Source organism: Candidatus Acidiferrales bacterium, assembly GCA_036514995.1.
In the GTDB taxonomy this organism is placed as follows: Bacteria; Acidobacteriota; Terriglobia; order Acidiferrales; family DATBWB01; genus DATBWB01.
Genome location: DATBWB010000019.1, coordinates 13812 through 39786 on the forward strand (window position 1 = coordinate 13812; position 25975 = coordinate 39786).

General features: G+C 60.5%; 22 protein-coding genes and 1 tRNA gene. 7 read left to right on the forward strand and 16 right to left on the reverse strand.

Annotated features, from left to right (window positions below):
• Positions 1–59: 59 nt before the first annotated feature.
• From VIH17_01610 to VIH17_01630, 5 genes are all read right to left on the reverse strand, one after another.
• Entirely contained in the window at positions 60–1685 is a 1626-nt protein-coding gene (locus tag VIH17_01610; protein ID HEY4681929.1) for a hypothetical protein, read from the reverse strand.
• Positions 1686–1701: 16 nt separating this feature from the next.
• On the reverse strand, positions 1702–3372 hold the full coding sequence (locus VIH17_01615; GenBank protein HEY4681930.1) for a GMC family oxidoreductase: 1671 nt from the start codon (positions 3370–3372) through the stop codon (positions 1702–1704).
• A gap of 240 nt (positions 3373–3612) precedes the next feature.
• Entirely contained in the window at positions 3613–4488 is an 876-nt protein-coding gene (locus VIH17_01620; protein HEY4681931.1) for a hypothetical protein, read from the reverse strand.
• Positions 4489–4654: 166 nt separating this feature from the next.
• Complete coding sequence (locus VIH17_01625) at positions 4655–5047, reverse strand: hypothetical protein (protein HEY4681932.1); 393 nt, start codon at positions 5045–5047, stop codon at positions 4655–4657.
• Positions 5048–5202: 155 nt separating this feature from the next.
• A complete protein-coding gene (locus VIH17_01630; protein HEY4681933.1) occupies positions 5203–5508 on the reverse strand; it encodes a hypothetical protein in 306 nt (101 codons plus the stop codon).
• 447 nt (positions 5509–5955) lie between these two features.
• Here VIH17_01630 and VIH17_01635 point away from each other — a divergent pair, with 447 nt between their 5' ends.
• Complete coding sequence (locus tag VIH17_01635; GenBank protein HEY4681934.1) at positions 5956–7455, forward strand: aldehyde dehydrogenase family protein; 1500 nt, start codon at positions 5956–5958, stop codon at positions 7453–7455.
• 206 nt (positions 7456–7661) lie between these two features.
• On the opposite strand, the gene VIH17_01640 is transcribed toward VIH17_01635, so the two are convergent.
• Both VIH17_01640 and VIH17_01645 read right to left on the reverse strand, forming a co-directional pair.
• Positions 7662–8294 carry a hypothetical protein gene (locus tag VIH17_01640; GenBank protein HEY4681935.1) on the reverse strand — a complete coding sequence of 211 codons (633 nt, stop codon included), beginning with the start codon at positions 8292–8294 and terminating at the stop codon, positions 7662–7664.
• Positions 8295–8356: 62 nt separating this feature from the next.
• Positions 8357–8430 (reverse strand) — tRNA-Gly (locus VIH17_01645).
• Between the two features lie 195 nt (positions 8431–8625).
• Between VIH17_01645 and VIH17_01650 the strand changes: the two genes are divergently transcribed.
• The gene (locus VIH17_01650; GenBank protein HEY4681936.1) at positions 8626–9369 is read left to right on the forward strand and encodes a hypothetical protein; all 744 of its coding nucleotides are present in this window, start codon (positions 8626–8628) and stop codon (positions 9367–9369) included.
• Between the two features lie 15 nt (positions 9370–9384).
• Here the strand turns inward: VIH17_01650 and VIH17_01655 are convergent, their stop codons facing one another.
• The 4 genes from VIH17_01655 to VIH17_01670 all read right to left on the reverse strand — a co-directional run bounded on the left by VIH17_01655 (position 9385) and on the right by VIH17_01670 (position 12335).
• Positions 9385–9951 carry a hemerythrin domain-containing protein gene (locus VIH17_01655; protein ID HEY4681937.1) on the reverse strand — a complete coding sequence of 189 codons (567 nt, stop codon included), beginning with the start codon at positions 9949–9951 and terminating at the stop codon, positions 9385–9387.
• A 170-nt stretch (positions 9952–10121) separates the two neighbouring features.
• Positions 10122–10544 carry a hypothetical protein gene (locus tag VIH17_01660; protein HEY4681938.1) on the reverse strand — a complete coding sequence of 141 codons (423 nt, stop codon included), beginning with the start codon at positions 10542–10544 and terminating at the stop codon, positions 10122–10124.
• Between the two features lie 197 nt (positions 10545–10741).
• On the reverse strand, positions 10742–11776 hold the full coding sequence (locus VIH17_01665; protein HEY4681939.1) for a S8 family serine peptidase: 1035 nt from the start codon (positions 11774–11776) through the stop codon (positions 10742–10744).
• 28 nt (positions 11777–11804) lie between these two features.
• On the reverse strand, positions 11805–12335 hold the full coding sequence (locus tag VIH17_01670) for a sigma-70 family RNA polymerase sigma factor (GenBank protein ID HEY4681940.1): 531 nt from the start codon (positions 12333–12335) through the stop codon (positions 11805–11807).
• A gap of 270 nt (positions 12336–12605) precedes the next feature.
• Between VIH17_01670 and VIH17_01675 the strand changes: the two genes are divergently transcribed.
• The 5 genes from VIH17_01675 (at position 12606) to VIH17_01695 (ending at position 18729) form a co-directional block, all read left to right on the forward strand.
• On the forward strand, positions 12606–13229 hold the full coding sequence (locus VIH17_01675) for a sigma-70 family RNA polymerase sigma factor (GenBank protein ID HEY4681941.1): 624 nt from the start codon (positions 12606–12608) through the stop codon (positions 13227–13229).
• The gene (locus VIH17_01680; protein HEY4681942.1) at positions 13226–16054 is read left to right on the forward strand and encodes a CHAT domain-containing tetratricopeptide repeat protein; all 2829 of its coding nucleotides are present in this window, start codon (positions 13226–13228) and stop codon (positions 16052–16054) included. The genes VIH17_01675 and VIH17_01680 overlap by 4 nt, the downstream gene beginning before the upstream one ends.
• A gap of 91 nt (positions 16055–16145) precedes the next feature.
• Complete coding sequence (locus VIH17_01685) at positions 16146–16766, forward strand: hypothetical protein (protein ID HEY4681943.1); 621 nt, start codon at positions 16146–16148, stop codon at positions 16764–16766.
• Complete coding sequence (locus VIH17_01690; GenBank protein HEY4681944.1) at positions 16763–18109, forward strand: S8 family serine peptidase; 1347 nt, start codon at positions 16763–16765, stop codon at positions 18107–18109. Before VIH17_01685 ends, VIH17_01690 begins: the two co-directional genes overlap by 4 nt.
• An 8-nt stretch (positions 18110–18117) precedes the next feature.
• Positions 18118–18729, forward strand: coding sequence for an HD-GYP domain-containing protein (locus tag VIH17_01695; protein ID HEY4681945.1), 612 nt, complete (start codon positions 18118–18120; stop codon positions 18727–18729).
• 159 nt (positions 18730–18888) lie between these two features.
• On the opposite strand, the gene VIH17_01700 is transcribed toward VIH17_01695, so the two are convergent.
• The 5 genes from VIH17_01700 to VIH17_01720 all read right to left on the reverse strand — a co-directional run bounded on the left by VIH17_01700 (position 18889) and on the right by VIH17_01720 (position 25957).
• Positions 18889–20061, reverse strand: a complete 1173-nt coding sequence (locus VIH17_01700; protein HEY4681946.1) for a metal-dependent hydrolase — start codon at positions 20059–20061, stop codon at positions 18889–18891.
• A gap of 165 nt (positions 20062–20226) precedes the next feature.
• Entirely contained in the window at positions 20227–21258 is a 1032-nt protein-coding gene (locus tag VIH17_01705) for an ABC transporter permease (GenBank protein ID HEY4681947.1), read from the reverse strand.
• Positions 21255–22169 (reverse strand): ABC transporter permease, encoded by a 915-nt coding sequence (locus VIH17_01710; protein HEY4681948.1) that lies wholly within the window; start codon positions 22167–22169, stop codon positions 21255–21257. The genes VIH17_01705 and VIH17_01710 overlap by 4 nt, the downstream gene beginning before the upstream one ends.
• A gap of 32 nt (positions 22170–22201) precedes the next feature.
• On the reverse strand, positions 22202–23890 hold the full coding sequence (locus VIH17_01715) for an ABC transporter substrate-binding protein (protein HEY4681949.1): 1689 nt from the start codon (positions 23888–23890) through the stop codon (positions 22202–22204).
• Positions 23891–24052: 162 nt separating this feature from the next.
• Positions 24053–25957 carry an Nramp family divalent metal transporter gene (locus VIH17_01720; protein ID HEY4681950.1) on the reverse strand — a complete coding sequence of 635 codons (1905 nt, stop codon included), beginning with the start codon at positions 25955–25957 and terminating at the stop codon, positions 24053–24055.
• Positions 25958–25975 lie beyond the last annotated feature (18 nt).

Here is a 25975-nt window from a genome sequence, read left to right on the forward strand (position 1 = left end):
CTCTCCTACCTTGCGCAGGATGGCAGCGAGGACTCTGCCGTTCCGGATAGGTCGCTTGGCTACGGCGCCAAGGGGTTGTACTCCTCGAAGATGAATTTTGTTGTCATGGCGTTGAATTTGGCGATGGCGGCAGCCTGGATCGGTGGATCGTCGGTGCCGGTCACAGTAAAGGACAACCCGAACTGCGCCATGCCCGCCACGGCGGCAAGAGATTCAAAGGCACGGAATTTCATCAGGGCGACACCCTGCACAGCGCCTGAGTCCTCCGCCGTGATTTGCACGAACAAGGTGGTGTAGTCGTCCAAGATTTCCGCGAAGTCGCCCTTGCCATCCTTCTGCATGAACTTGGTGCCGTCGAGCACAAACATCGCTCCCCGGTGTTTGAACCGGATGTAGTAGCGCATCTCGTGCTCGCGGGTGGCCGGGTTGAGGATGAGGTAGTTGAAGAAACTGTCTTTCTCCACAGGGAGGATGAGATGGGTATCGCCGTGAAATTCCTCAAGTTGGACGTTCCCGGTGAGTTCGGCGCGATGCTCGGCGCTTGCCACAAATGCGTCCAAGTCGGCGATGGTCATGATCACATTGAACTGACATTTCTTGCCGTTGGCCGGGTTCAAGCTGCGGAGGTGAGCCGGGCTCCGATCCGCGTCTCCCGCGTAGAAGGAGCCGTCCATCTGTTCCTGAAAGGTCAGACCCACGCCAAGGCGCCGGCTCAGGATTTTGTCCAGGAGAGCGGCGGTGGGAGGCCGCACGGGCTCGGCACGCCGCAAGGTGTAATAGAAGCCGAAGCGACTCCGTCCAGGCCCTGCCGGCTCCACCTGAAGCAGCCCGACGGAAAAGGGGCCGAAGGGCAGGCGCTGGTCGGTGATCCACTTGCCGAGCATGTAGTTTGCGTCGAGGGCACGGATTTCGTCGTGTAGCGGCGTGAAATCGGTCAGGCGGAGTTGGTCCGGACCCATCTCCGTCCGGGATTGGCCTTGGATCGTGCGCAGGAAGAGGTAGCGAGCTTCGACCTTGCCGTCGGGCTTTACGTCGAAAGAGAGCTGGGCCGCGTCCGCGCGATGATTGCTGTTGGCGAGGGCACGGAGGTTCCAGGTGCCTTTGAGCGATGCCGGGTCGGGAGCAACGCCCACGCCATCGTAAAGCTCACGGTGGTCCTCGACGGTCATCTCGTCAAACGCGTATTCGCGAACCATCGAGAAGGTGAAGAGTTCAAGGCCGCCGGGATAGGGTAGCCCTATAAAAACTTTGCCGATCAGCAGCTTGTCGTTGATCACCTTGATCACGTCGTAAAACCCTCGCCACTGCCAATCGGTGTACTTCAGCAAAATGTACCGACCCGGGCGGAGGTTTCCCCTTGGGGCGGTGAGCACTACTTCTTCGACGGTGTTGCGGGCCTGGAGAAAGAAATCGCTGTCGCTGGTGATTCCGTGGATGGCTCCGTCCTGCTTGAAGAAGCGTTTCCGGAAACCGGCCTGAATATTGGCGGCAATGGCATTCAAGATTTGACCGACCGGGAAATACCCTTTCCACGCAGTGTCGTTGAAAATGGTCCGGCTGCGGACGTCGTATCGCCGCACCCCAGAGTTGAACAGCAAAGCGATCGGTCCGGTTTCCACGGCATCAAAGATTTTGTTCAACTGGTCCTGCCGATAGCCCACCACTTCCAGATGATTAACGTTCATACCCACACCACCGCGCCTACTGGCGCAATTGCTGAATAAGATGATCGGCTATACGCTCGCAAAGCGCTGAGATCGTGAGGAACGGGTTGACCCCGAGAGCAGTTGGAATGATGGATCCATCGGCAATGTATAGGCCGTTGTGCTTTGCGCCGTTGGGGTCAAACACCCGGCCGAGGTCATCCACCAAACCCGTGGCGTGGGAATCGCCCATGGGACACCCGCCCAGGGGGTGAGCGGTAATCAGGTGATGCAACTGGAGAAAACTCCAGACCGGATTTCCGATGAACTTTGCGCCCAGAGCCTTGGCGTGCGCGAGCACCTCTTTGTCGATCTGCTTGAAGATGGGCTGATCGCCAGCCTTGGACCAGTCAATCCACAGCCGGTCGTCCTTGAGCGACATAGTTCCTTTGGCACCGTCATCGGACATGATCAGGTAGGCCATGGTGTGATTCAGGGCCCCGCGCGCGTCAAATTGGAGATCCCGGGCCACCCGGCGCATTTCCTCCAGATTGTCCGGCCAATCGAGAATGGGACGATTGTCGGTATCGGTTCCGGGCAACAAGGCCAACACGCGCCGGGCCGCTTCGACCCCCGCTCGTGGCACGGAGAGATCTTCGAATGTCATTTGCTGATCGAGCGGCTTGGTCAGGTTATACCGGATAACGCCCACGATCGTCGGCCCAGCCTTCACCGCCGAGCGCACAGGGTCATCGAGATGGTTGCCGAAGCCCATGATGTCAGTCCGCTGGTCACTGTTATAGGCGATGCCGAAGAAGTCGCCATTTCCGGAGAATCGGATACCAAGGGTATTGGGCAACTGCAATCCGTGCTCGCGAGAGCGCAACATGATCTCCGTGGAACCCAACGACCCCGCTGAGAGCACAACTATTTGGCGGGCGCGCAGCACCCCTGCTTCCGGGATGGGATTGCGCGGGGCATAGCGTTCGTAATGGATGCGGTAACCACCGGCAGCGAGCTTCTCGAGGTAGAGCACGCGCACCTGAGTGAAGATTTCGACCCCGTGGTTCTTGGCGATGGGCAGATAGTTCATGTAGAGCGTGTTCTTGGCCCGTACATTGCAACCGGTCACGCAGTCGCCGCAGTCAATGCAGGGATGGCGCTCGACGCCATTCTCATCCACTCCGTCGCGGGTGAAATTCACGGCGAGCTTGAGGAGCTCGAATTTGCGAACCGGATCCTGATCGCCTCGCTTTTTCAGTGCCTTAATCTTCAGCAGGTCTGCTCCGCGAGGGTGCTCGGAGATCTCGAGCGTATTCGCGGCCTTCTGATAAAACTCGCGCAGGGCATTCATCTTGATGGCGGCCGGCCATGGGGCGCGGTTAAAGACCGCATCCTCGGGAATGATGGCCACGTTGGCATTCACCAAGGAAGTTCCGCCCAGGCCGGAGCCTTTGATCACGCTGATTTCGTTGTACCGCGCGAACTCATACAGGCCGAGCGGATTCAGCGGGCTCAGGAAATGCTGCAGGACATCGAGTGGCTCGTCAGGAAACGTTCCGGGGATCCATTCCATTCCGCGTTCCAGAATGCAAATGCGGCGCTTGGGCGTGATGTTCGCGGTCGCGAGCCGCGCAGCGGTAATGGCCCCGCCGTATCCCGACCCGATAATCACCACGTCGTACTCCTCGGCATGGCTGTCCCAGTGATTGGCTAAAGGTTCTGTCATTCTCATCTCCCCATTCGCTTGCTACTTCGAGGAAATCCTGCCGTTGATTAGCACTTTTCGGCAGTCTGGTTGCCCTTTACGGTGGCCTCTAATGCGCTTCGGATAATGGCGTCGAAGTTGTTGGACATGGGAAGTAACTTTTTTGTAGGAACTCCCCCTCGAAGCAGCCCCGCCCGAGGATCGAAGAGCGCCGGCCGGCGGAGAAACTCTCCGAGTTTCGTTGCCGAAGACAACCTCCCATCAAACCAGTTGGTACCCCGGATCGAGCCCTTGGAAATAGGTCAGGATCTGGTGGATGTCGTAGGGATGGGTATCCTTGCCCGTGATCTTGTGCTTCAAAACGTCCGCTGCATGCTCGATCCCTTGATGGTCGTCGATATCGATATCCGCCTTCCATTCGCCTGCGGCGTTCTGCGCAAAAGTCAGTTGGAGATTCCCGGCCGGGTCGTGCGTCTTGAAACTATCGACGAGGCGCCATCCCTCACCAAAATCATGGAGCGCTCCGGGCACCGGGTGAAAGCCTGTTACGTAGCCACGGACGAGGTCGTGCAAGGCGTTTTGCACCATCGCGAAGACCCGTGCTGGTCGAAACTCCGTAATCCGCTCAACGAAGCTCCAGACGGGCCGGTCGCCATCGACAACCTCTCGCTGCATCTTAGCGTAGAGGTTGAAAAGACCGGCTTTTTGCCGATCGCTGAGGCCGTTCCAAGCTGCTACATTCGCGATCCCCGAGTTTTGCAGGAGTCGCCAAAGTTCGATCCATCGTTGATTCGTCTGGATTTCCGTAAAGTCGCGGAAAGTAGGCCTTACTTGGTCGGGGTCGACAAAAAAGGCTTCGTCGATTAGGCCGGGCTGGCCAGCCGGCACATTGATGAAGATACTCTTGTAGCGATACTTGTGCGGGTTAATGAAGACCTCGGCCAGACCGAAGGGGAAGGCGGGGATACCTTCCAAAGTCACGCTCCCCCAGGTTCGCATCGTCGGGGGGATGCGCTGGTTGAGGCTTCCCGCCCGTTGATTATAAAACTTCAGCTCGACCTGATCCTCTATGGCCCTCGCTTGGACGTCTCTCAAATTGACAATCACCGGGCTACGGTTAACGTCGTTCATGTCCAACCCCTCGTCGAGCCCGCAAACTGAGGCACCGTGCGCTGCCTCCGGACAATGGTGTGTTCGACTCTCACCCCATTTTTCTTACGATGGTCGCCTCGCACGACCTGGTGTGTCTCTCCGCTGCCTTTGCATCAACTAACTGTCACTTCTACATCCAACTGACTATCTGCTATTTGCCGACTGCCGTGGAGACTATCTTTTCCCAACCCATCCCGGCAGTGAAGATCAGCCCGATCTGCAGGAAGAAAGGTTGATCTTTGCTAAGCAGAGCTTTGTCGTAAACAACAGGAAATGCCAGCAACGAGCAGATTGCGATGAATGACAAATACGCCCAGTCCAGTTGGAAAGCGAAAGGCACGCCGGCCCGATAGAGATCGAGAAAACGGCTGGCAACGATCGCCCCTAGAAGGATAAAGTAAATCGCAATCTGCCACGCCAGAGTCAATTGCCGGGATGGGATTGAAGTTGGAGCCGGTGTTTGCGCTCCCGAGGCAGTTGACGCAGGGCGCCGCGCACCAAACGTGGCCGGCTGGCTAAGGTCAAAGTAACCGCGAATGCTCATAATGCCCCCTTCCCAAGGTCGCCCCAAAGTCTGAGCAAGATTGGCCTCGTGTGTGCCACTCCGTCTAGGCTCGTCCTCTGGCCGCCTATTCTTTGCATTCTGATCCACAGCCCTGACCAAAAGCAGGTCGGAAGCCCTCGCGAACGGCTTCGCATTCATTCAAATACTTTCCGTCCTTTGTCTTCCCATACCAGCGTGATCCAGGGCAGTGATAGACCCTGGTTGGCATGATGGCCCAAACCACAACCTGCTTCTTTTCCGGAGAATCCTTGCTGTCCGAATGGTATGGCGAGAAGGCAGCCGTGGCCACGACCAAAAGAATCAAGCCCAAAAGAGCTACCACGGGCAATATCAGTGCGGCCCACCCGACCGGTCGGCGAGGCATTCCCCCTCCCTCTGCCTTGCAAAGCGATGCCTGTCTGCAGCGATGCTCTATTGCCTTCTAATGATTGAACTCTCATTTACCCCCTTCCGGTGGGTGGGATCAAGGAAAAGTGAAATTGTTCAGTTGACTGAACAGAATGATTGAAACGGCCAGGATCCCGAGAGTGGGGAGGATGAAGACGAGCACGCACACGAGCGATCACCAGGGCGATTCCTGTTTGTTTTGTATGGATTGCCAGCATGCATCCAGACAATTGGAGGCGACGCTCGCCGGACGCGGCCGCCATTGGGCTGGGGCGGGGTGACGGACAAGTGGATTTTCTCAACGGAGTTGTTCAGTTGACTGAACAGAGCAGTGGAAGTGGCTCGTAACACGCGACCCGTTTTGCCCCGCGGGCACCTCAGGGCAGTGGCCGGCCCACTTGACCTTTCTCCGTTCTCCCTGCACCATTTCCAGGTCACCCTCATCGTTTGGCCAAAGCCTGGCCCTGCCCTGGCAGGCGATCAGGAGAGAGGACGGCAAGATGGCCACCGCCACAACCACGGCTCAGATTTGTCGCAACTTTATCAACGGCCGCTGGGTCGATTCAGCCTCGACGCGCACCGTCGAGCGGCGCAACCCGGCCAATCTGGACGAGCTGATTGGCCTGGTGCCGCTTTCGACGCGGGAGGAAGTTGGCCAGGCGGTGGCGTCAGCCAAGCGGGCCTTTGCCTCCTGGCGCGACACCCCGGCCCCGCAGCGCGGCAAAATCCTCTTTCGCGCCATGACCTTGATGACCGAGCAGAAAGAAGAGTTATCCCGGCTGCTCACGCGGGAAGAGGGCAAGACGCTGGGCGAATCACGCGGCGAGGTGCAGCGCTCGATCAACGTGCTCGAGTTTTTTGCCGGCGAGGCCCGGCGCATCGCCGGGGAAACGCTTCCCTCGGAGCTGCCCAAGAACTTTTGTTACACCATCAAACAACCCATCGGGGTGGTGGCCATCGTCACGCCGTGGAACTTTCCGGTGGCGATTCCGGTGTGGAAGATTGCTCCCGCGCTCGTCACCGGCAACACCGTGGTCTTCAAGCCAGCCACCCACACCGCCTTTGCCGGCAAGAAGGTGGTCGAGATCTTTGAGCAGGCAGGCGTGCCGGCCGGCGCCCTGAACATGGTCGTGGGCGCGGGCAGCGAGGTCGGCGAGGCGTTGATCGAGCACGCCGACGTCCGGGCGGTGACGTTCACCGGCTCCAACGAAATCGGCTCGCAGCTCTACGCGCAAGGCGCGAAGCGAATGATCAAGGTGCAGTGCGAGATGGGCGGCAAAAACCCGCTGGTGGTGCTCGAAGACGCCGATCTCCCGCTTGCCGTGGAGGCTACCGTGCAAGGGGCCTTTGCGTCCACCGGCCAGCGCTGCACCGCTACCAGCCGGGCCATTGTCGTGGACGCGGTTGCCGAACGCTTTGTGGAATTGCTGCTCGCTCGCGCGAAAGAGATCAAGGTGGGCGATGGCTTGCTCCCGGAGACCTACGTCGGCCCCTCGGTCGATCCGGGACAACTCCGAACCGTGCTGGAGTACATTGAGATCGGGAAAAAGGAAGGAGCCAAGCTTCTTCTCGGCGGCGCAAGGCTCGCCGGCGGAATCTACGACAAGGGCTATTTTGTCGCGCCTACCATCTTTGACCACGTCCGCGCCGAGAGCCGGCTTGCCCAGGAAGAAATCTTTGGCCCGGTGCTCTCCGTCATCCGGGTGAAAAACTTCGAAGAAGCCTTACAGGCAGCGAACTCGGTGAAGTACGGCCTCTCCTCGTCCATCTACACCAACGATGCGTCGCGCATGTTTGAATTTGTGGACAGGATTGAAACGGGCATCACCCATGTGAACTCGCCCACCGTTGGCGGCGAGGCGCACCTCCCCTTCGGCGGCATGAAGGCCACCGGCGTCGGGTTGCGTGAAATGGGCCGGGTGGCGATCGATTTTTATACCGAGCTGAAAACGGTCTATATCGACTATACCGGCACCAAGCGAACTTCGAATATCTATTGAAGTCAAGTGCCTGTGCTACGCGCTCGGCAGGTGAAAGGATGTCCCGCTGAACCCCGGCCTGCCGGGATGAAGCATCTCCGTACAGCGATCCCCTCGACAAGCTCAGGGCAAGCTCTTACGCTGCGCTCAGGTTGATAAAAGTCAACGGGTGGCGCTCCCGGGGTCTCGGCGTCCATCTATTGCAGGTAGATTGAATTGGAACGGGGCTAGCGGATCTGTTTGAGTACGGGCGGAGGGGGAGAGAGAGGCAGAGTCTCCACCTTTTCGACCCCCGCCACCCACGCGATGCCGGCGAGCCCCGGCTTGATCAGGACTTGCACGGTGTCGCCGGTACGCACGGCGGCGATTAACTTTGCGCTGACTGCCACCCGTTCCCAACGACGACGGCTGCGCCAGGAAGGCAACACCAGCCGGTGCGTCATGGCCATGCCACCGGAACGAAATGTTCCGGCAACCTGTGCTTGGTGTAGTTGCGGCGGATCCCGGTCGAAGCGACCATTGGCCAAGAGCAGCCCGGTCAGAATCCAAGGCACGACCACCAGCGAGCGAAAAATCCTCGAACCAGTCTCCGCCGGGCGATTCCGCCGAAGCTGATATTCCACCCGCACAGCAAGGCCAAGGGCAACGACAAACAAAACACCGAAGAAAATGAACATGCGGTCAATCTCGAGCGGAGGATAGATGCGGGTTGCCGGCACAAGCGCCAAAATCCCCAGGAGGAAGATGCCGAGCTTCGAGATCAGCCGATGGAGCGCTGCCCGGCGGAGCCTTGGCAGATCCATTCCGCAGGCGTCACACCACTCCTCTTCGAGCGGCTCGTTGCAGTTGGGACAGCGCACGGCAGGATTGTAAAGCAGGAAGTGAAGGAAACAAAGGAAGCAACGGGAAAATGACCTGCGGCTGGAGCGACCGAGGGGACTCGAACCCCCGCCTACAGCTTGGCAAGCTGTCGTTCTACCCCTAAACTACGGTCGCTTGCCTCATTCGTCTTATAGCATGCCCTTGCCGGATGTTCAATAAGAGCCCGTTGTCCGCGAGCTTGCCGAAGGGTCTGCCGAACGCAGCAAGACCCCGGCAGCAGAAAGAGGTTTTGCTTTTCACCTTGACCGAATGCTTCGGGTGTCGTAGAAGAGGCTCGAGGGCGGGTTCGATCCGTCACGGAGACACCGCTTGCAAACCTCGGTCGTTGCCATCTTCGGATTTGGGTTCCTGCTTGGTCTCAAACATGCCACCGACGCCGACCACGTGGTGGCTGTCTCGACGATTGTCAGCGAGCGGAAGAGTGTGGGCAGCGCTTCCTGGGCGGGAGCGCTTTGGGGGTTAGGCCACACGACATCCTTGCTCGTCGCCGGGCTGGCGCTCGTGCTGCTGAAGTTGAGAATCCCCGCGCCGGTCAGCGAATGGCTGGAACTGGCGGTAGCGGCCATGCTGGTGCTGCTGGGGGCGAACGTCCTTTGGAAAAGTTCGCCCGTGAAGCTCCACCGGCACGTTCACCGGCATGAGGGAGAAGAGCACGCCCCGATAGAATCGGGGCACGCGCACTGGCACACGCACGTCGGCACAGAACATCCGACTCTCCACGACCACCCCGGAGTCCATCGCATCGGCGTCGGCCTGCGTCCTTTCCTGGTGGGGATCGTGCATGGGCTGGCCGGCAGCGCATCGGTCATGCTGCTGGTCTTGGCGACGATTTCTTCGCCCTGGGTGGCGCTGGGCTACATCGGGGTGTTCGGCGCCGGCTCGATTGGCGGAATGCTCAGCCTGAGCTGGCTGATTGGTCTGCCCTTTGCGCTGACCACCTCGCGCTTTGAACGGTGGAACTTGCGCGTGCGGGTGCTCACCGGCGCGGTTTCCTGCCTCTTTGGCCTCTATCTCGCCTGGCAACTGGCAGTGAGCGGACGGCTCCTGGTATAGGGCGCTGCTTCGGCGCTACCGCACGACGGGGCCGAGGACCTGCCGCCGCATCTCGCCGATCAATCCGTGCAGACGTTCGTGTTCGCCCGCCCCAATCTTTTCGATTTCGATGCGCTCAAAATCCTCTGCCAGGCGCGTTTGCTCATCGGGCGAGAGTATGCGTTCCGCCATCACAAAGAGAACGTTGTTTTCCTTGTCGATGTGCGACCGGAGGTGAGCCGAGTATTGCCGGGCAACTTGCGCGAATCGCTTGCCGGCCAGCTCTTCCCCTCCCTTGATTCGCTCGATGGCCTCGCCCAGCTCGCGAGCAAGAGCTCGTCCTTGTTCGTGGTCGGTGAGCATCACGCCGATCGGTCCCTGGCGCGGGATGCCGCGGCTTTCGAGCAGGGGGAAAAGGGCTGTCTCTTCCTTGCCGTGGTGGCAACGATCCACAAAGACCCGCATGAATTCGACCAAACCGTCGAGGACGGAGCCGGGGACATTTTCCCCGCGTTCGAGCCGGTCGGCGCTCGCCTCGAGCACCTCCAGGACCTGGGTGATGCCTTCGTGTTCGCGGCGAAGCATCTCTGTGGCTTTAGTCATGGACTGCTCCCTTCGCAAGATTTTTTGATTGAGCCGGTTGCTCCCAAAAGCCCGGAGGCGGTGTCGTTCCGCCCGGCACTCGGCATCTCGGACTTTTTTGAACACACTGCCAGTCTAGCGACCGCGAGAAGTCGCCACTATGACCGAAGTCACACGATCGCAAGAATGGATCAAACCCACTTGGCCTGGCGGATGTTTTTGTTGACGACGAAGATGCGAACATTGTTGCTCTTGACGTCGGCGGGAAAGATGAAAAAGCCCACTCGCTGGAGATTGTATCCCTCCGTGGTCCCCAGCATCTGTTCGCCATCGCTGAAGGTCACTTCGATCCTGCGACCATGCGTGGACGGTTCGGCAAGTTGTGATTCGTGGTACCCCGGCTGGCCGGCGAAGTCTTTCACAAAGAAAACGGCTTTGAGGTCCTTCATCTCGACCTCCGTTCCCCCCCGGCCGAGCGCGTCGTCCGCCGGAAAAAGGCGGAAGCGGTCTTTCAGCGCGGAAAAATCGTAAACGTAGCCCTTCAGCCGTCGCCCATCGAGGTAGGCGACGACAGCCCTGTTCGCCCTGTCCAGTGATCCCGGAGGCGCTGCCATCGCGCGTCCCTCCTTCCACTGCTCTCATCCGGGGCGCGGCGTCGAACCGTAATGGCGTTGACCGGGCGGCTATGGCCTGTCAGCCCTACACGCCATGTTCGCGAACAAACTAACACCGCCCAGAAGCAACGGTCAAGACAAAGATAACTAAAGACGAAAATAGAGGCTTACCGGTATTTTCGGGCCTGCTTTGTGCCCTAATTGAGAGAGGCGCGGATGTCGATTCGGCCCCGGCCCAGTTGCCCCTGAAAATTCGGATTGAGGCCATCGATGTTGACCGAGGTATCTTGGATTTTCCTGATCGCAGCGTCAAAGCGAAGCGTGGGTTCGAGGGACAAGAGCAAAGCCGCCTGGCCGGCGACAAGGGGAGCAGCAAAGGATGTGCCGCTCCAGGCGGCAAACCTGTCGCCGGGAAAGGCGCTATACAAGTCCACCCCAGGCGCCGAGACAGACACATAAGAGCCATGGTTGGAGAAATTGGCTTTCACATCAAAATCATCCACGGCAGCAATGGCAGCCACGCTGCTTTCATTGGCGGGAAACTGCGGCTGGCGACGATTCCGGTTGCCGGCGGAAACGACTACGACAACATTGTTTTGAACGGCGTAGTCAATGGCATCGTCGATGGCGTCCGATTTGTCTTCCATGCCCAGACTGAGGTTGATCACCCTGGCGCCGCTGTTCACGGCAAAGCGGATCGCCGCAGTAATGGCAAAGGCGTTGCCGCGTCCGGTGGCGTCCATGGCGCGCAGCGGCAACAGGGTGGAGTCGGGGGCAAGCAAAGCGATAATGCCTGCGATGAAAGTCCCGTGTCCGAAGGACGGGCCGCCGGTGGCCGGTTCGGTGGGATCCGGGTCATTGTCCACGAAGTCGAACCCCAGGGGACTGATCCGACCGGAAAGAACCGGATGGGACGGCGAGATGCCCGTATCCACGACGGCAACGATCACGTTCCTGCCTGTTGAGATGGATTGGGCTTGATGGGCGTTGGTGCGGACGTAGGCGGCCTGAGTGTAGTAGCGGGAAGGCGAGCTGCCCCGCAGAAAGACGGGCCCCGAAGGATCGAGAAACGCCACGCTTCCCTGATCGGTTTCCGGAGTCGTCAAGAGAAAGTTCGGATCGCTATAGCTGACCTCGAGGTCACCCTCTAATTCGGCCGCCTCTTCGTCCTCGGTCTGGCCCGGTGAAACCGCCAAAAGGTAAATACTGGTAGCCGGAATTTGAGCAATCACGGATGTGCCGTGGCGCCGGTTTATATCCTCAATCTTTGCAGTAGCGCTGATCTTGGCAATGACCTGACCGCCCAGGATCGGAGTCCGCCGGTCGAGGGGAGGGCGAGGCGGCAACGTCGAAGAGCCGCCGGCAGCGCTCATCCATGCTTTGGAGCGCTTGCCGAACCAAGTGTTGCTCTTCCCAGAGCTGGCGCTCCTCAACCGCTCGCGCTTGCTCGGAAGGCTCTTCCCCTTCCGGCCAAGCCTCCGCGTCGGAAATCAGTCGAGCACGCTCACGCTTCCGTTTCCAACATTCGCGGAGGGTGGTGGTGATGAGCCAGCTTGCCAGCTTGGAGCGATCGCGCAGGTGAGACAACTGTTCGAGCAAGCGAAGAGAGACGGTTTGGAAAATGTCGGCGCGGGCATCTTGATCAAAGCTGTAGCGAACCGGGATGGAGTAGATGAGCCGTTCGTACCGCAGAATCAGGACCTCCCACGCTCGCTGGTCGCCCTTCAAGCACCTGCGAATCAATTGCTGGTCGCTCTGTTCTTCGAGGCCGGCCATCTTGGAAGTATGCACGCGAGGTTCAACAGGCGGCCAGAGCACCGCCCCCCGGTGGCCACCGCGCAAGGGCTCGAAGCGCTCCGAACCTCATCCTGCCCAGCTTAGCCTTACTTTCCCCGCATGAAAAGAGAATGCTGGGCAATGCGCACGTCTCACGCCGCCGCTCCAGACGGCTCAGTCATTTAGAGCGGCTCTAGTACAAGCGTACCGTTCCGACTTAGTCATGGGTTCCATTGACCCACCCGCCCGCTTATCGCTCTACTTGATCTCGCATAGGTATTACTCATGCCACGAGCGATTATAGATGCCGCTCGCGCCAACCGCGCTGCCACTCCAACGGAGCGGGCCGACTGTACCGAAGACCGCGGCACCTCAGATGCCAGCCTTCTCGAGAAGTGCCTCGCCGGGGACGAGCTTGCCTGGCGCCAACTCGTCTTCCGCTACCGAAGACTCATCTACTCCATCCCCATTCGATTTCGCCTTTCGCCGGAGAGCGCCGCCGATGTCTTCCAGGAAGTCTGTCTCAAACTCCTAAGGAATCTAGCGTCGATCCGGCCCGACCATCTTGGTGGCTGGTTATGCGCGGTGACACGCCACGAATGTATTCGCCGGAAGAAGTCGGAAGCGAGAGAGGTCAATGGCGAAGACCCGGAGTCCTCGCTGAACCCGGATGGCGACGGCGACTTTGCCCGGCAGATCGAGCTGGAACAGGCGGTCCGCGACGCGGTGGCGCAGCTTCCCCCACGATGCCAATCCCTCATCGAGATGCTTTTCTATGATCAGAGCGCGCCCAGCTACCGCGGTGTGGCCGAGCGGCTGGGCGTAGCCAAGAATTCGATTGGCTTCCTTCGCAGCCGTTGTTTGGAAAAGCTGGCGCGGGAACTCAAGAAGATCGGGTTCGGCAGATGAGCACCAAGCAAAGCGAACTCCTGGAGGCCGTCGGGCGCGTTCGCTTGAATGAATTCGGCAGCTTTGCCGAACGCTTTGAGCGCAACGACCTGCTGGCGGCTAGCGAAGCCCTGGCATCGGGAGCGCTCGTCGAGGTGCGCTCGGACACCGCGAAGGCATCCGCTTTGGCGCAAACCGCCTTGTTCCTGGCCGAGCTTGCCCAGGATGAACGAACTCTTGCACTGGCGTTGCGAGCCAACGGAAACGTACGGCACGCCAGCGGACAACAGCGGGAAGCCGCCGATTTCCACCATCAAGCCCTGGCCATCTTTGAAAAACTGGGCGACCCGTTGGAGACCGGTCGCACCCTGAGTACCTCGCTTCAGCCGCTCATCCTGCTGGGTCGTTATCAAGAGGCGCTCGAGCGCGCGGCGCGGGCAAAGCAGTTGTTCGAGCAGGCGGGGGACGGACTGCGGCTGGCCCGGCTGGAGGTCAATGTCGGCAACATCTATCACCGCATGGACCGATTCCAAGAAGCCATCGAACACTACGACCGCGCCTATCCGGTGCTCCTCGGCGCCGATGACCAAGAAGGGATTGCCGGTGTTTTGATCAATCGCGCCGTCGTCCTCATGGTGCTCAACCGGTCGGGCGAAGCCATGGCGAGTTATGAACGAGCCCGCTACCTCTGCTCGAAGCTGAAGATGCCCCGCCTGGTTGCTCAGGCGGACTATAACATCGCCTATCTCTACTACCTGCGCGGCCAGTATTCGCGGGCGCTCCAATGGCTTCAATCCTCTCGATTGCTCTACCGCGAGCTGGGTGACCGCTATCACCAGGCACTCTGCGACCTGGATGAGGCAGAGATGTATCTCCAGTTGAACCTCTACGCCGATGCCGCTTGCCTGGGCGAAGCGGCCTACGGTGCGTTCGTCGAGATCTCTCACCGCTATGAAGCAGCCCGAGCGCTGGCGATTACCGCCATCGCCAATCGCCTCCTGGGCAAGGCTGTCCGCGCCTTGGATCTGTTTGACCGGGCACGGGAGATCTTCCTTGCCGAACAGAACGATCCCTGGCTCGCCACGCTCGATTTGCACAAGGCCGTCCTCTTTTTCGAGGAAGGCCGCCATTGCGAGGCGCGGGCCCTCTGTGAAGGGGCAAGAAAATTCTTTTCCTCGAGCGAACACCCCTTGCGGCTGGCCTACGCCGAACTCTTGCTGGCACAGATTGCCGCCGCGCTGGGTGATCAGGCGGCCGCGCTCGCCGCCGCCGACCGGGCACGGCAACTCCTGCAAAACAGCGAGTCGCCCTGGCTCGAGTATCAGTGTGACCTCATTCTCGGGCTGCTGGCTGAGGAGGCGGGCGACTCGGCCGCCGCCAAAACGCATTACCTTGAGTCGGTCGAGAAGATCGAGAAACTGCGCGCCTATGTGCCCAGCGACGACTTCAAAGTTCATTTCTTCCAGGACAAGACGGTGCCCTACGAGAGTCTGGTCGCCCTGGCTCTCAACGATCCCCGGCCCGACCCCGGTCAGATTTTCCGATACGTGGAAATGGCGAAATCGAGAAGTCTTGTCGATTTGCTCTTGAACTACTCACCACGCCGGACGAACGAACCGCAACCGGGTGGGACCGTATCGGAAATCAGCCGGCTGCGCGAGGAATTGAATTGGTACCAGCGCAAGGTCTCCCTGGAGGAGATGCGTACCGGCGGAGCGGGGCGCACCGGCGAGTTTCTGGACAAGATCCGCGAGCTGGAGAACCAACTGGTAGCCGCTTTCCGTCACATATCAAGTGATGCGGCCACGGCAGGTTCGAACCGGTGGAACTTTGACATGGCTGAAGTGCAGGCGACGCTCGATGAGCGCACCACGCTGGTGGAATACTTCGTCGTCCGCGAAGCTATTCTGGCGCTTGTCATCACCCGCCGGAGCGTACATGTGCTCCCACGGATTGCGAACTACCGCCGCGTGGCCAAGGTGACGCAGCTGCTCCGCTTCCAGCTTGCCAAATTCGGTCTCTCGCCCGGTTATCTGGAGCGCTTCGGCCAGGTGCTGTTTCACAACACCGACGAACACCTGGGCGAACTCTACAGGTTGCTCCTGGAACCATTGAGCCCCTATCTGACAACCCCCCGTCTGGTGATCGTGCCGCACGGATGCATGCATTTGATTCCCTTTCATGCCCTACGTGGCCGAGACGGCTACCTCGTGGACAGGCATGAAGTCATCCACTCGCCGAGCGGAACCGTGTATGCCCTTGCCCAGCGACAGGCCGCCGTAAACGAAAAGAAAGCTGTCATTTTTGGCCTGGCCGACGAAGCGGCGCCGCAGATCGAGCAAGAAGTCAAGGCAGTTGTGGCGGCCCTTCCGGAGTCGCGGCTTTTCCTCGCCGAAAAGGCAAGCCAGGCTCGGCTGCAAGACGAGGGTCAAAGCGCCGACATCATCCACATTGCCACCCATGGCGTGTTCCGGCAGGACAACCCATTGTTCTCAGCGATTCGTTTGGCGGACAGTTGGCTCAGCGTGTTTGATATTTACGGTCTGCGGCTGAACGCTAACCTGGTGACGCTGAGCGGCTGCGGAACGGGCCTGGCGCAGGTGAGCAGCGGCGACGAATTGATCGGATTGATCCGCGGCTTCCTGGCCGCCGGATGTCGCGCTTTCATGGGAAGCCTCTGGGCGATTGACGACGAGACAACCAGGGAGTTCATGGAAATTTTCTACTCGCACTTGCGAGATGGCACAGGCAAGGGGGCAGCGCTCCGGCTGGCGATGCTGGCCATCCGCGAGCGCCGCCCGCACCCCTTCTTTTGGGCGCCCTTTTTCGTCATGGGAAAGGCCTGAAATTTTGGCCTCCCTATACTTTTGGAGCCCGCTGGAGGCTCTTATTAGTTAGGAACACGAAAGTAGGGAAACGGCGGTGTACGAGAACCACATGAGCCCATACGACCTTGTGATGAACGTTTGCGGCCTGGCGCAGGCCGAGGCAGCAGCGGCTGTGGCGGATCATCTCGCCTCAGGCTGCCCGGAATGCACCCGGAACCATCACCTATGGAAGGCTTTTCGAGCCTTTGCCCAAAACGACCTATCTTTCGAACCGCCGGCAGAAACACTCGATGGCGCCTTTGGGCTTTTCGCATCCGCCAGCGAATGCCCTGCCCCCATTCAAACCGTCTTGGCCACGCTCGTCTTTGACAGTTTTGCTCTCCCCGCCAGCGCCGGTCTCCGCAGCCCACGCCAGGCGGCGTACCGGCAGCGTCTCTATGCTGCCAGTGGGTATTACATCGATCTCAACGTCGAAAGGTTGCCTGACGACAAGCTGAACATTACCGGACAAATCCTCCGCGAGGATCCACCCACGCCTCCAGGCACACTTTTCATGGTCAAGCTTTTTCACCAGAGTGAGCTGATTGCCACCACGCTGACCAACCCGCTGGGCGAGTTCTCCTTTGAAAACGCTCCCGAATATGCATCGACGATCACCTTATGCTTGGACGATAAGGAAGCCATGGTCTGGGTCGGCGCTCCGCCAACCGGGAAGGAGGATGCCACATGAAGGAACTAGCCAAAGCTCTCTTGATCGTGGCGCTTCTCCAGGTGTTCTCAGCAACCGGGGTGGCTGATGACGCGGACGATGTGCTTGTGCGCGCCGACACCAAAACGGTCCAAGCCATCTGTCGGAATTGGCACGTAAAAATCCTGGAAGGGGACCTGGACCTGAACCTCTTTCGGCTATCGGTGCCGCGAGGGATGAGCGCGGATGAATTCGCTACCCGTTTGGGTCCTGTGGCATCGCCAAACGATTCAGTGGAATTGCCCGATGCCAGTCCTCATCCCTTGCTCCAGCAATCCACTGTGGCCCTCCTTGACAGTGCGGCCACCACCCAACTAGCGCAAGTTGGCCAGTCCCCCCTCGTTTTCTATTACGGATCGAACGTCAGGCAGGGCTACCTGGAACAAACGGCTGCGGAGCTGACGCGCGTGCTGAAGGCTCATGGCGCTTCGACCGGTGCCACCGTCACCGTGGCCGTCATCGATACTGGGGTAGATATCTTTCACCCCGCCCTGATGGGCGCATTGACGCCAGGTTACAACTTTATTCAGGATTCAAGCGACGTTACGGAAGCTCCGCTGCTGCAACAATCGACGGTGGCCTTGCTGGACGGTGGTGCGAATGGTTTGGTGCCGGTACAGGTGAACCAATCCACCGTCGCACTGTTGGACCAATCCACGGTGGCGCTCCTGGATGGCATCGCCGTGCCTCCCGCCTACGGCCATGGTACGGCAGTGGCCGGTATCATCCGGCTTGTGGCGCCAAACAGCCGCATTATGCCGCTCAAAGCTTTTGGCCCGGATGGTCGAGGCGAAATCTATGACATTGCGCGCGCGATTCGCTACGCGGTCGAGCGGGGAGCACGCGTCATCAACATGAGCTTCAGTCTCCCGGAGGATAATAAGGAACTGAACGCGGCGATCGAGTTCGCCAAATCGCGTGGCGTGTTCTGCGCCAGCTCGACCGGGAATGAAGGAGCTGATTTGACAGTCTATCCGGCGAAGTACGCTCCGGTGACTGGAGTTACGGCGACGGACATGAAAGATGTGGCCGCGCCGTTCACGAACTTCGGCCAAAGCGCTGACGTTGCCGCCCCAGGTTTGGGAGTGATCACCACTTTCCCGGGCGGCACCTACGCCCTGGTCTCCGGGACATCCTTTAGCACGCCGTTTCTTTCGAGCGGGGGCGCTCTGGTCATTTCTGCGAAACCGAGCTTGGATCAAAGCGCAGTGGCGAATATGCTGGAAACCACCGGGGCGGCGATCGACAAGCTCAATCCTGACCGTCATCTTGGCAAGACGCGGGTGGACTTCGTCAATGCACTGCAATTGACCGCTAGACAATAGACGCTGCCATGCCGGATGCCGCTGCTCGACAACAAGTGCTGGGGCTGGAGGACGACGTTGCTCGGTTTCGCGATGCTGTCATCTGCGCCCTTACCCAGCTTCTTGATTTGAGGGACTTGGCCACCGGCGTCCACAGCACCGACCTGGTGGAGATGGCGCTGGAGGTCGGCGAACGCATGGGGATGCATTCGGCTGAACTGTCCGATTTGGAAATGGCGGCGACCCTGCACGACATCGGCAAAATCGGGATACGCGACCATATCCTCACCAAATCCGGCCCGCTCACCGAGGAAGAGCGCCTGGCTATGAACAAACACCCGGAGTTCAGTTGGGCGATCCTTCGCCTCTTTCCAGGCTTTGCCAATGCCAGCCTGATCGTGCTGCATCACCACGAGCGTTACGACGGCGAGGGTTATCCCGGGCGACTCCGGGGCGAACAAATTCCATTGGGATCGCGCATATTGGCGGTAGTGGACGCGTTTGCCGCGATGACTACTTCACGCCCCTATCGCGCTGGCTTGCCGGCGGAGGAAGCGTTTCGGCGGCTGAGGGAGGACGCCGGAAAGCAGTTTGACCCCGCCGTCGTGGAACACTTTATAAGCGCGCGCATGTCGCGGTGAATGCCGCTGGACAGGAGAACTTCCATCTCCCTCCTTGCTTCCGCGCTCGCGCGGCAGTGAACCCCTACTCTTCTGAGTGAACCATCCGAACGCCAGTATTCTTCTGCTAACCGGAATCAGATGAGATGAGCGTAGGCGGTACGCGCTCAGGAACGAGTCTTAGTCCTCCACCCAGCCCTGGTCGAGCACGCGTCCGGCGGAATCGATCGTGACGCGAAAGGTGAAGGCCGAGGTTCGCCGGCTGCGCCAGGCGACAAAACGCCGGTCAGTGAGCTCTACGACGTTCCGGTCACCCCGTTGGGAATAACGGACGACCGGGAAGCGCGCAAACCAGAGGTAGGTTCTCACTTCGGGGAGTTGCTTCACGGCTTCCGTGTAGCCGTTCGGCGGAGAGTCGCCGAAGAAACGGAACGCAGGCGGCTGCCGCTCGAGCAGGCTGAACCAGGACTGCCAAACGCCGTCGGGGGTGCGGATCAGCCCGCTCCAGTAAGCCGGTGAGGGCGGCATCGGCAGTGCGCCCATGCGTTCAACGGTGAGCTCCTGCGTGGCGGCAAACTTTTCGACCCGGTGAAGTGCCACCTGGTGCGCTGTGGCCGAGAGGCCCAAGTACGCCGCCAGCGCATATACGCCCGCACGGCACCAACTTGCTCGCCGCACGCCAAAGCCCCAACCACCCCACGCCGGTAAAAAGAACAGCGCCGCCATCACCAGGCTCGCCACCAGAACGACCCAGGGTGAAAACGGGACGCCCGTCGCCCGTGCCAGCCTCTCGATCCCCACGGCGCACAGGCTAAAAAAGACCCACACCAGCAGCCCGCGCCGGCGGTGCCGCTCTCGCCGGCGATACACCCACGCGGTCGCCTGCGGCAGCAGAACAATGCCGGTGAAGAGGAAATCAATAATGAAGGTGAGGTCCCAGGCTGCGCGGGCATTCGAGAGCGGGCTCCAGATCATCGTGCCGAACGAGGTGAGCAAGTCGAGCACGATGTGAACGGCAAGGCCGGTGGCATAGATGAGCGCGAGCCGCGTCCAGTCCGGACATCGGATCTCCCGGCGCCTCGCAAACCAGCACGTCAGCCCGGCCAGCGCCAATGCAAACAGCGGCAGACACACAAACGAATGTGTAAAGCCGCGGTGGAGTTCGAGCGTGGCCAGGTTGTTCTTGCTGAAGAGTTCGGCGATTACGTCGCTGTCGGGGAAGATGGCACCCAGCGTGGCGGCAAACGTGGCCACGCGCCCGTCCCCTGCACCGTCTGGTGCCGGGCCCTGCCACTCGGCGAAAAACGCCTTGCCAATCAGCGCTCCGGTGATGCCGTGGGTAATGGTGTCCATTACTTACACTCTACTCGGAAAGACCGATTCGCGATAGAAACTGGAATAGAAGCCGATATTCTCCGTGTCAACATTGACGCGGCGCACGACAATCCGGATTATCGTGCGAACTCCGCAGCCACGAGCTTGTCCCGGTTGGGCTACCCCGCCATCGAGCTGGGCGGGCTAGAGCGGCTCGGAGTGCGGATCAAAGAAATCGCGCAGCGCATTACCAACCCAGTTCCATGCCACCACCGTCAGGAACAAGAAAAGTCCCGGGGAAAGCATCCACCAAAAACGCTGGAGCACCACCGGGTTGTGCGCTTCGGTGAGCATGTTTCCCCAAGAGGGTAGCGGCTCGCTCACGCCCAGCCCGAGGTAGGACAAGGTAACTTCGGCCAAAACGTAGAACGGGGCAGTCAGCGCCGCCTGAGTGAACGTAAAACTGGCGAGATGAGGCGCGATGTGCCGGATAAGGATTCCGGCGCTGCTTCCGCCCGAAGCTCGAGACGCCAGCACAAACTCCCGTTCTTTCAAGGAAAGCGTGCTTGCCCGAACCACGCGGGCGACCGGCGCCCAACCCAGCAGCCCCAGGATCAAGATTAGCAACGCCAGGGCAGGCAGGGTCGGGGTATCGAGCGGCAAGGCACCCCGGACAGCGAGGATGAAGTACAGGCCGGGGATGGCCAGCACGAGATCCGCGAGCCACATTAACAACGTATCTGTCTTGCCGCCGTAATATCCCGCCACGCATCCCACTGGCAGGCCAATCCCAAACGAAAGCAAGACCGCCGCCAGCGCCAGGGCAAGAGATACCTGCGAGGCATAGGCAGAGCGGGAAAAGACATCACGGCCGAGTTGATCCGAGCCCAGAAGAAAGATTCGACCGGGCGCATCCACGCCAAAAAGATGGTGCCGCATGGGGAAGAGCCCGAGCAGGCGATAGGAGCTGCCGGCTACGAAGAACTTGACGGGATAGGCGACGCTCGGATCCTCCTGGTAGCGAACCTCGAGCGGGTCGCTCAAGACCATGCGATAGACAAACGGCCGGAGATGCCAGCGGCCGGCGGTGTCCTGGAAATGAAGTTTCGTGGGCGGGGCATAGAAATGGTTGCGGTCTTGCTCCTGGTAACGGTAAGGGGAAAGAAAACCCGCCAGCCCGCTCAACAAGTAGAGCGCCGCCAGGACGATGTAGGGTGCCCTGGCCCGTATCGTCATCGGACCTCCGCCTGGATGCGCGGGTCAACCACCCGCAGGAACGCCTCGGCCAGCGCATTGCCCGCGAGCAGCGCGAGCGTTGCCGCCACCACGCCGCCCACCGCCAGCGGCATATCCCGGCTCAATACGGCCTCAGCCGTCAGCCGTCCAAGCCCCGGCCACGACATCACCACCTCGACCGCCAGCGCCCCGCTCATCACCGTGGCGAAGGACATCCCCACCAGGGTAATCAGGGCGTGGGAGGCATTCGGAAAAGCATGGCGGAAATAGATTCGCATGCGCGGCAGCCCCTTGGCGAGAGCAGTGCGGAGATAGTCTTCGCGCAGGACATCGAGCATGCTTGCCCGCACCTGCCGGAGGTAGATGGCGGTCAACCTGGCGGTGAGCACCAGCGTCGGCAGAAACAAGTGGCGCAAATAGTCGCCGAGGCCGCTGCCGCCAGCGCCGCTTCCTGCTCCCCCCAAAGGGAACCAGCCTGTCCTCGCCGCAACCATCAGCGCCACCAGCGCCAGAAATAAAGTCGGCACCGAGAGTTGAACAAAGACGGCTGCGGCAAGCAGACGATCGGAATAGCTTCCGCGCTTGACGGCGGAAAGAATCCCCAGGGGGATGGATAGCGCCAGGGCGCCAAGGATTGCGGCCAGCGCCAACGCCAGGCTGTGCGGGATGGCGGCAGCGAGAAGTTCCGTGACCGGGCGGCGGTAGGTCAAAGAGTCGCCCAGGTCTCCTCGCGCCGCCAGGCCGACCCAGCGCGCCGACTGCGCGTACCAGGGAAGTTCTTCCCTCCCCAGTGTCGCGCCGCCTGTCCAGCCCGGCCTCTCCCACGTATCCCCGAAACGCCCGCCGGCCAGGGAAACCATCCCGTGACAGAGAAAAACAATGGCGACGACAATCAGGAGGGAGCTTGCCAAACGAAGGAGCGCGGGACGGAGCAATCGCCGGGCTACTTCCAATGAAGTTCCTCGAGATTCCAAATGGCAAAAGGCGGGAGCAACGCCGGCCGGAGAGGGACGAGGCGGGCGTCGGCGGCCACGATGAGGTCGCGCGCCACCAGGTAGATAAAAGGAACCTCCTCGGACAGGATCATCTGCACGCGGTTGTAAAGCTGGCGCCGGCGGCTTGCTTTGCGCACTGTGGCCAGCTCATCCACCAGCCGATCGATCTCAGCCTCCCAGCTCGTTGCCGGCCGCTCCTGCCGCGGGAACCACCAGTGGTTGGTGCCGCTCGACCGCAGCACGGCGCTCTCCGCCACCGGATCGGTGTCGCCGCTCGCGGTGGCCAGCAGGCAGGCGTCGTAATCGAACGTGCGATTGATCTTCTCGAGGAGCGTCTTCCCCTCGAGCGGCACAAGACTTGCCTTGATGCCGAGCGCGGCCAGGTCTTCCTGCAGCACCGTGGCCAGGTTCTGGCGAAATTTCACCCCGGTATTGAAGATGATCGTGAACTCGACCGCATTGCCCGCTCGATCTCGCAGTTCCTGCCCTTCCCACCGAAAGCCGGCTTCAGAAAGCAGCGTTCGCGCCCGGGAAAGATCGCGGCTGTACTTCCGCAGACCGGAATAGAACCACTCCCGGTTTGCCTCCGAGGTAGGGCCAAACACCGGGTGGGCCATTCCCAGAAAAACGTTCCGGATGATTGCCTCGCGGTCAACCGCATAGGCCACTGCCTGGCGGAAGCGCCGATCCTCAAACCATGCCCGTTTCTTCTCGTCTGCCTTGCCGGGCTGCAGGTTGAACCAAAACACCTCGTGGATGAGGCTTGGGCCGGCGTTGAAAAGGACAAATCGCCCCTGCTTCTGCTCCTCGCGCAAAGCAAGGGCATCCTCGGCGCTGACCGGGCTGAGGATGTCAATTTCGCCTTTTTGAAACTTGAGCAGTTGGGTCGCCCGGCTGGGAACAATTTCGACGATCACCGTGTCGAGATAGGGCAGGCGATGCCCGGTGCCGTCTCTCTTCCAATAATGCGGGTTCCGCGCCAGCACCGTGCGCTGGCCGGGGACGTACGCCTGAAGGCGATAGGGTCCGGTCCCCACAATCTCTTCCACCGGTGTGCCGAGCGACCATGTCCGCTCGAACTCGCCTCGCCGATACGCCGCTTCCAGCTTGTGGCGGGGCAAAATATAGAGTCCGTCAAAGATCCGCTCGATGGCGGCGAGCGGGGCAGGCAGGCGAAAGCGAACGGTGCGATCATCCAGGCGCTCGGCAGTGATCTTCCGGCCCGCGATCAAAAAGGCGTCCTGGAGCGGCGGATGTAACTTTTCGTCGTAAAGAACTTCCAGGGTAAAGAGCACATCGGCAGCGGTAAAAGGCGCTCCGTCGGAAAACTTCGCGTTTTGGCGGAGGCTCATGGTCAACGTCTTGCCGTCGCGCGACAACCGCCATCTCTCAGCCAGCCCCGGTTCGAGCTGTTGGGTCTGCCGGTTGACATTGATCAAGTTGCCCATCACCAGCGCTGCGATCGAGTTGGTTTGCTCGTCGTTGGCGAGAAGGAAGTTGAAGGTGCGCGGGCCGGCAAGCTGGGCCACCGTGAGGGGGCGGGGTTGCGCCCCCGCGTCAGATTGGATCAGAAGTCCAAACGCCAGAAAAACGGGAAAGAGTCGAACCCACGGGCGCTTCGATCGAGGTAGGCTCATGCGCTGGCTCCTACTGCTGTTCCCACCTAAAGAGCCTATGCATTATACCTGCGTCCGGCAAGCATCCGGGATGCCTGTGGCTCACGAGAAATAGCCCCAAGTAGTTGGGAACGGCACCAGCGCAAGCCATTCGTGGGCGCAAGCGTGGTCTTCACGGGCGATTTAGGGGCGGGGCAATCTACGCGGACTTTCCGGCTTGGCGACGGTCATGATCGGGATGGGGACCTTGTGACGGACAGGGTCAATCGTCTTGCCGAAGATCAGGTCGGCGAGACCCCGGTGGCGGTGGCCGCCCAGCACCATGAGGTCGAGTTGCTTGCCCGAAACGGCAGCGATCAATTCGGCCGGCGGGCTGCCAAATCGCAGGTCCACTTCTGCCTTGATGCCCATGGCGGCAAGCTCGCTGGCGACGCGCTCTAAATAGGCATGATCCTCCCGCGCCTCCAGGTCAGCGGCCTGAGCGCCAAACACCTGGCCCGAAACGCCCTCCACCACGTGGATCAGTATGAGCGTGCCTTGATGGGCGCGCGCCACGGGGATGGCGTGCTGGAGAATGAGCTTGTCGGCCGGTTGATTCTCCAGGGCGACCCCGATGCGCTGATACCGGGGCTCAGGCAGTCTGCCCAAGCCAGCAACTTCTGCCACCGGCACCAGGCCGCGCCAACGGCGCACCCAGGGGCGAAAGATAAGCCAGAGGAGGAGCAGACCGAGACCTCCCGCCACTGTCCCCAGCAGCAACCCCACCAGCCAGCCCCACTGCCCCGCTGCTGCCGCCCATTCCGTCATTTGCTGCGCCACCAGCCGCACGTTCAACGCAATGATAATCCCGGCGGCCAACCAGGCCAAGACCTGAACCCAGACGCGATTCGAAAATGATCCCATGCGCTCCCGGTCGCTGGTGAAGTGGACCAGCGGCACGATGGCAAAGGGCAACTGCAGGCTCAGGATGACCTGGCTCAGGATCAGCAACTGATAGGTGCCGTGCTCGCCGGCGATCCCGATGGTGATGGCCGCCGGAATGATGGCGATGGAACGGGTCAGGAGCCGGCGAACCCAGGGCCGGAGACGAATGTGCAAGAAGCCCTCCATGACGATCTGCCCGGCAAGCGTTCCCGTCAGCGTGGAAGATTGCCCCGCGCAAAGAAGCGCCACCGCAAAAGCGGTGCCCGCCAGTGCCGTCCCCAAGAGCGGAGCCAGCAGTTGATGCGCCTGCTGCAGCTCCCTCACCATCTGCCCGTTGCGGAAGAAGACGGCGGCCGACATGACCAGGATGGCCGCGTTCACGAAGAAGGCCGCATTCAGGGCGATGGCCGAGTCAATCAGGTTGAAGCGACAGGCCTCGGCTTTGCCGTTGCCGCCGTTCGCAATCTGCCGCGACTGCACCAGCGCTGAATGAAGATAGAGGTTGTGGGGCATCACCGTTGCCCCGATGATGCCAATGGCAATGTAGAGGCTCTCCGAATTCAGACGCGGCAGGAACCCGCCCAGGACTCCGTGCCAATCCGGCTTGGCCAGAAAAATCTCGAGAATAAAGCAAACGCCAATCATCGTGATCAAACTGAGGATGAAGGCCTCCATCTTGCGGATGCCAAAGCGTTGGATGGCAAGCAGCAGGAAAGTATCGAGCGCGGTGAGGAGCACGCCCCATTGCATCGGAATGCCAAAAAGCAGATTGAGGCCAATCGTGGTGCCCAGCACCTCAGCCAGGTCACAGGCGGCAATGGCAATTTCGCAGACGAACCAAAGGGTAAGATAGACGGGCCGGGGGTAGGCGTCCCGGCAGGCTTGAGCAAGGTCCCGGCCGTGGACGATCCCCAGCCGCGCCGAAAGGGTCTGCAAAAGCACCGCCATCAAGTTGGACATCAGGAGGACCCAGATCAACTGGTAAGCGAATCGCGCCCCTCCCTCGATGTCCGTCGCCCAGTTGCCGGGGTCCATGTAGCCGACGCTGACCATATAAGCTGGCCCGGCAAAGGCAAACAACCGCCGCCAAAACCGCCCGTTGAGCGGCACACCGACCGTGGCGTGCACTTCCGGAAGGGAGACGCTTTTTTGCTCAGTAACCATCCGGTTCCCGTTCCCAAA

Excerpts from the sequence above, each read along its gene's own strand:
- VIH17_01675 (HEY4681941.1), top strand. The coding sequence starts at position 12,606 with ATGCCACGAGCGATTATAGATGCCGCTCGCGCCAACCGCGCTGCCACT.
- VIH17_01625 (HEY4681932.1), bottom strand. The coding sequence starts at position 5,047 with ATGAGCATTCGCGGTTACTTTGACCTTAGCCAGCCGGCCACGTTTGGT.
- VIH17_01695 (HEY4681945.1), top strand. The coding sequence starts at position 18,118 with ATGCCGGATGCCGCTGCTCGACAACAAGTGCTGGGGCTGGAGGACGAC.
- VIH17_01660 (HEY4681938.1), bottom strand. The coding sequence starts at position 10,544 with ATGGCAGCGCCTCCGGGATCACTGGACAGGGCGAACAGGGCTGTCGTC.
- VIH17_01615 (HEY4681930.1), bottom strand. The coding sequence starts at position 3,372 with ATGACAGAACCTTTAGCCAATCACTGGGACAGCCATGCCGAGGAGTAC.
- VIH17_01630 (HEY4681933.1), bottom strand. The coding sequence starts at position 5,508 with ATGAGAGTTCAATCATTAGAAGGCAATAGAGCATCGCTGCAGACAGGC.
- VIH17_01635 (HEY4681934.1), top strand. The coding sequence starts at position 5,956 with ATGGCCACCGCCACAACCACGGCTCAGATTTGTCGCAACTTTATCAAC.
- VIH17_01700 (HEY4681946.1), bottom strand. The coding sequence starts at position 20,061 with ATGGACACCATTACCCACGGCATCACCGGAGCGCTGATTGGCAAGGCG.
- VIH17_01720 (HEY4681950.1), bottom strand. The coding sequence starts at position 25,957 with ATGGTTACTGAGCAAAAAAGCGTCTCCCTTCCGGAAGTGCACGCCACG.
- VIH17_01715 (HEY4681949.1), bottom strand. The coding sequence starts at position 23,890 with ATGAGCCTACCTCGATCGAAGCGCCCGTGGGTTCGACTCTTTCCCGTT.
- VIH17_01685 (HEY4681943.1), top strand. The coding sequence starts at position 16,146 with ATGAGCCCATACGACCTTGTGATGAACGTTTGCGGCCTGGCGCAGGCC.
- VIH17_01655 (HEY4681937.1), bottom strand. The coding sequence starts at position 9,951 with ATGACTAAAGCCACAGAGATGCTTCGCCGCGAACACGAAGGCATCACC.
- VIH17_01680 (HEY4681942.1), top strand. The coding sequence starts at position 13,226 with ATGAGCACCAAGCAAAGCGAACTCCTGGAGGCCGTCGGGCGCGTTCGC.
- VIH17_01690 (HEY4681944.1), top strand. The coding sequence starts at position 16,763 with ATGAAGGAACTAGCCAAAGCTCTCTTGATCGTGGCGCTTCTCCAGGTG.
- VIH17_01705 (HEY4681947.1), bottom strand. The coding sequence starts at position 21,258 with ATGACGATACGGGCCAGGGCACCCTACATCGTCCTGGCGGCGCTCTAC.
- VIH17_01610 (HEY4681929.1), bottom strand. The coding sequence starts at position 1,685 with ATGAACGTTAATCATCTGGAAGTGGTGGGCTATCGGCAGGACCAGTTG.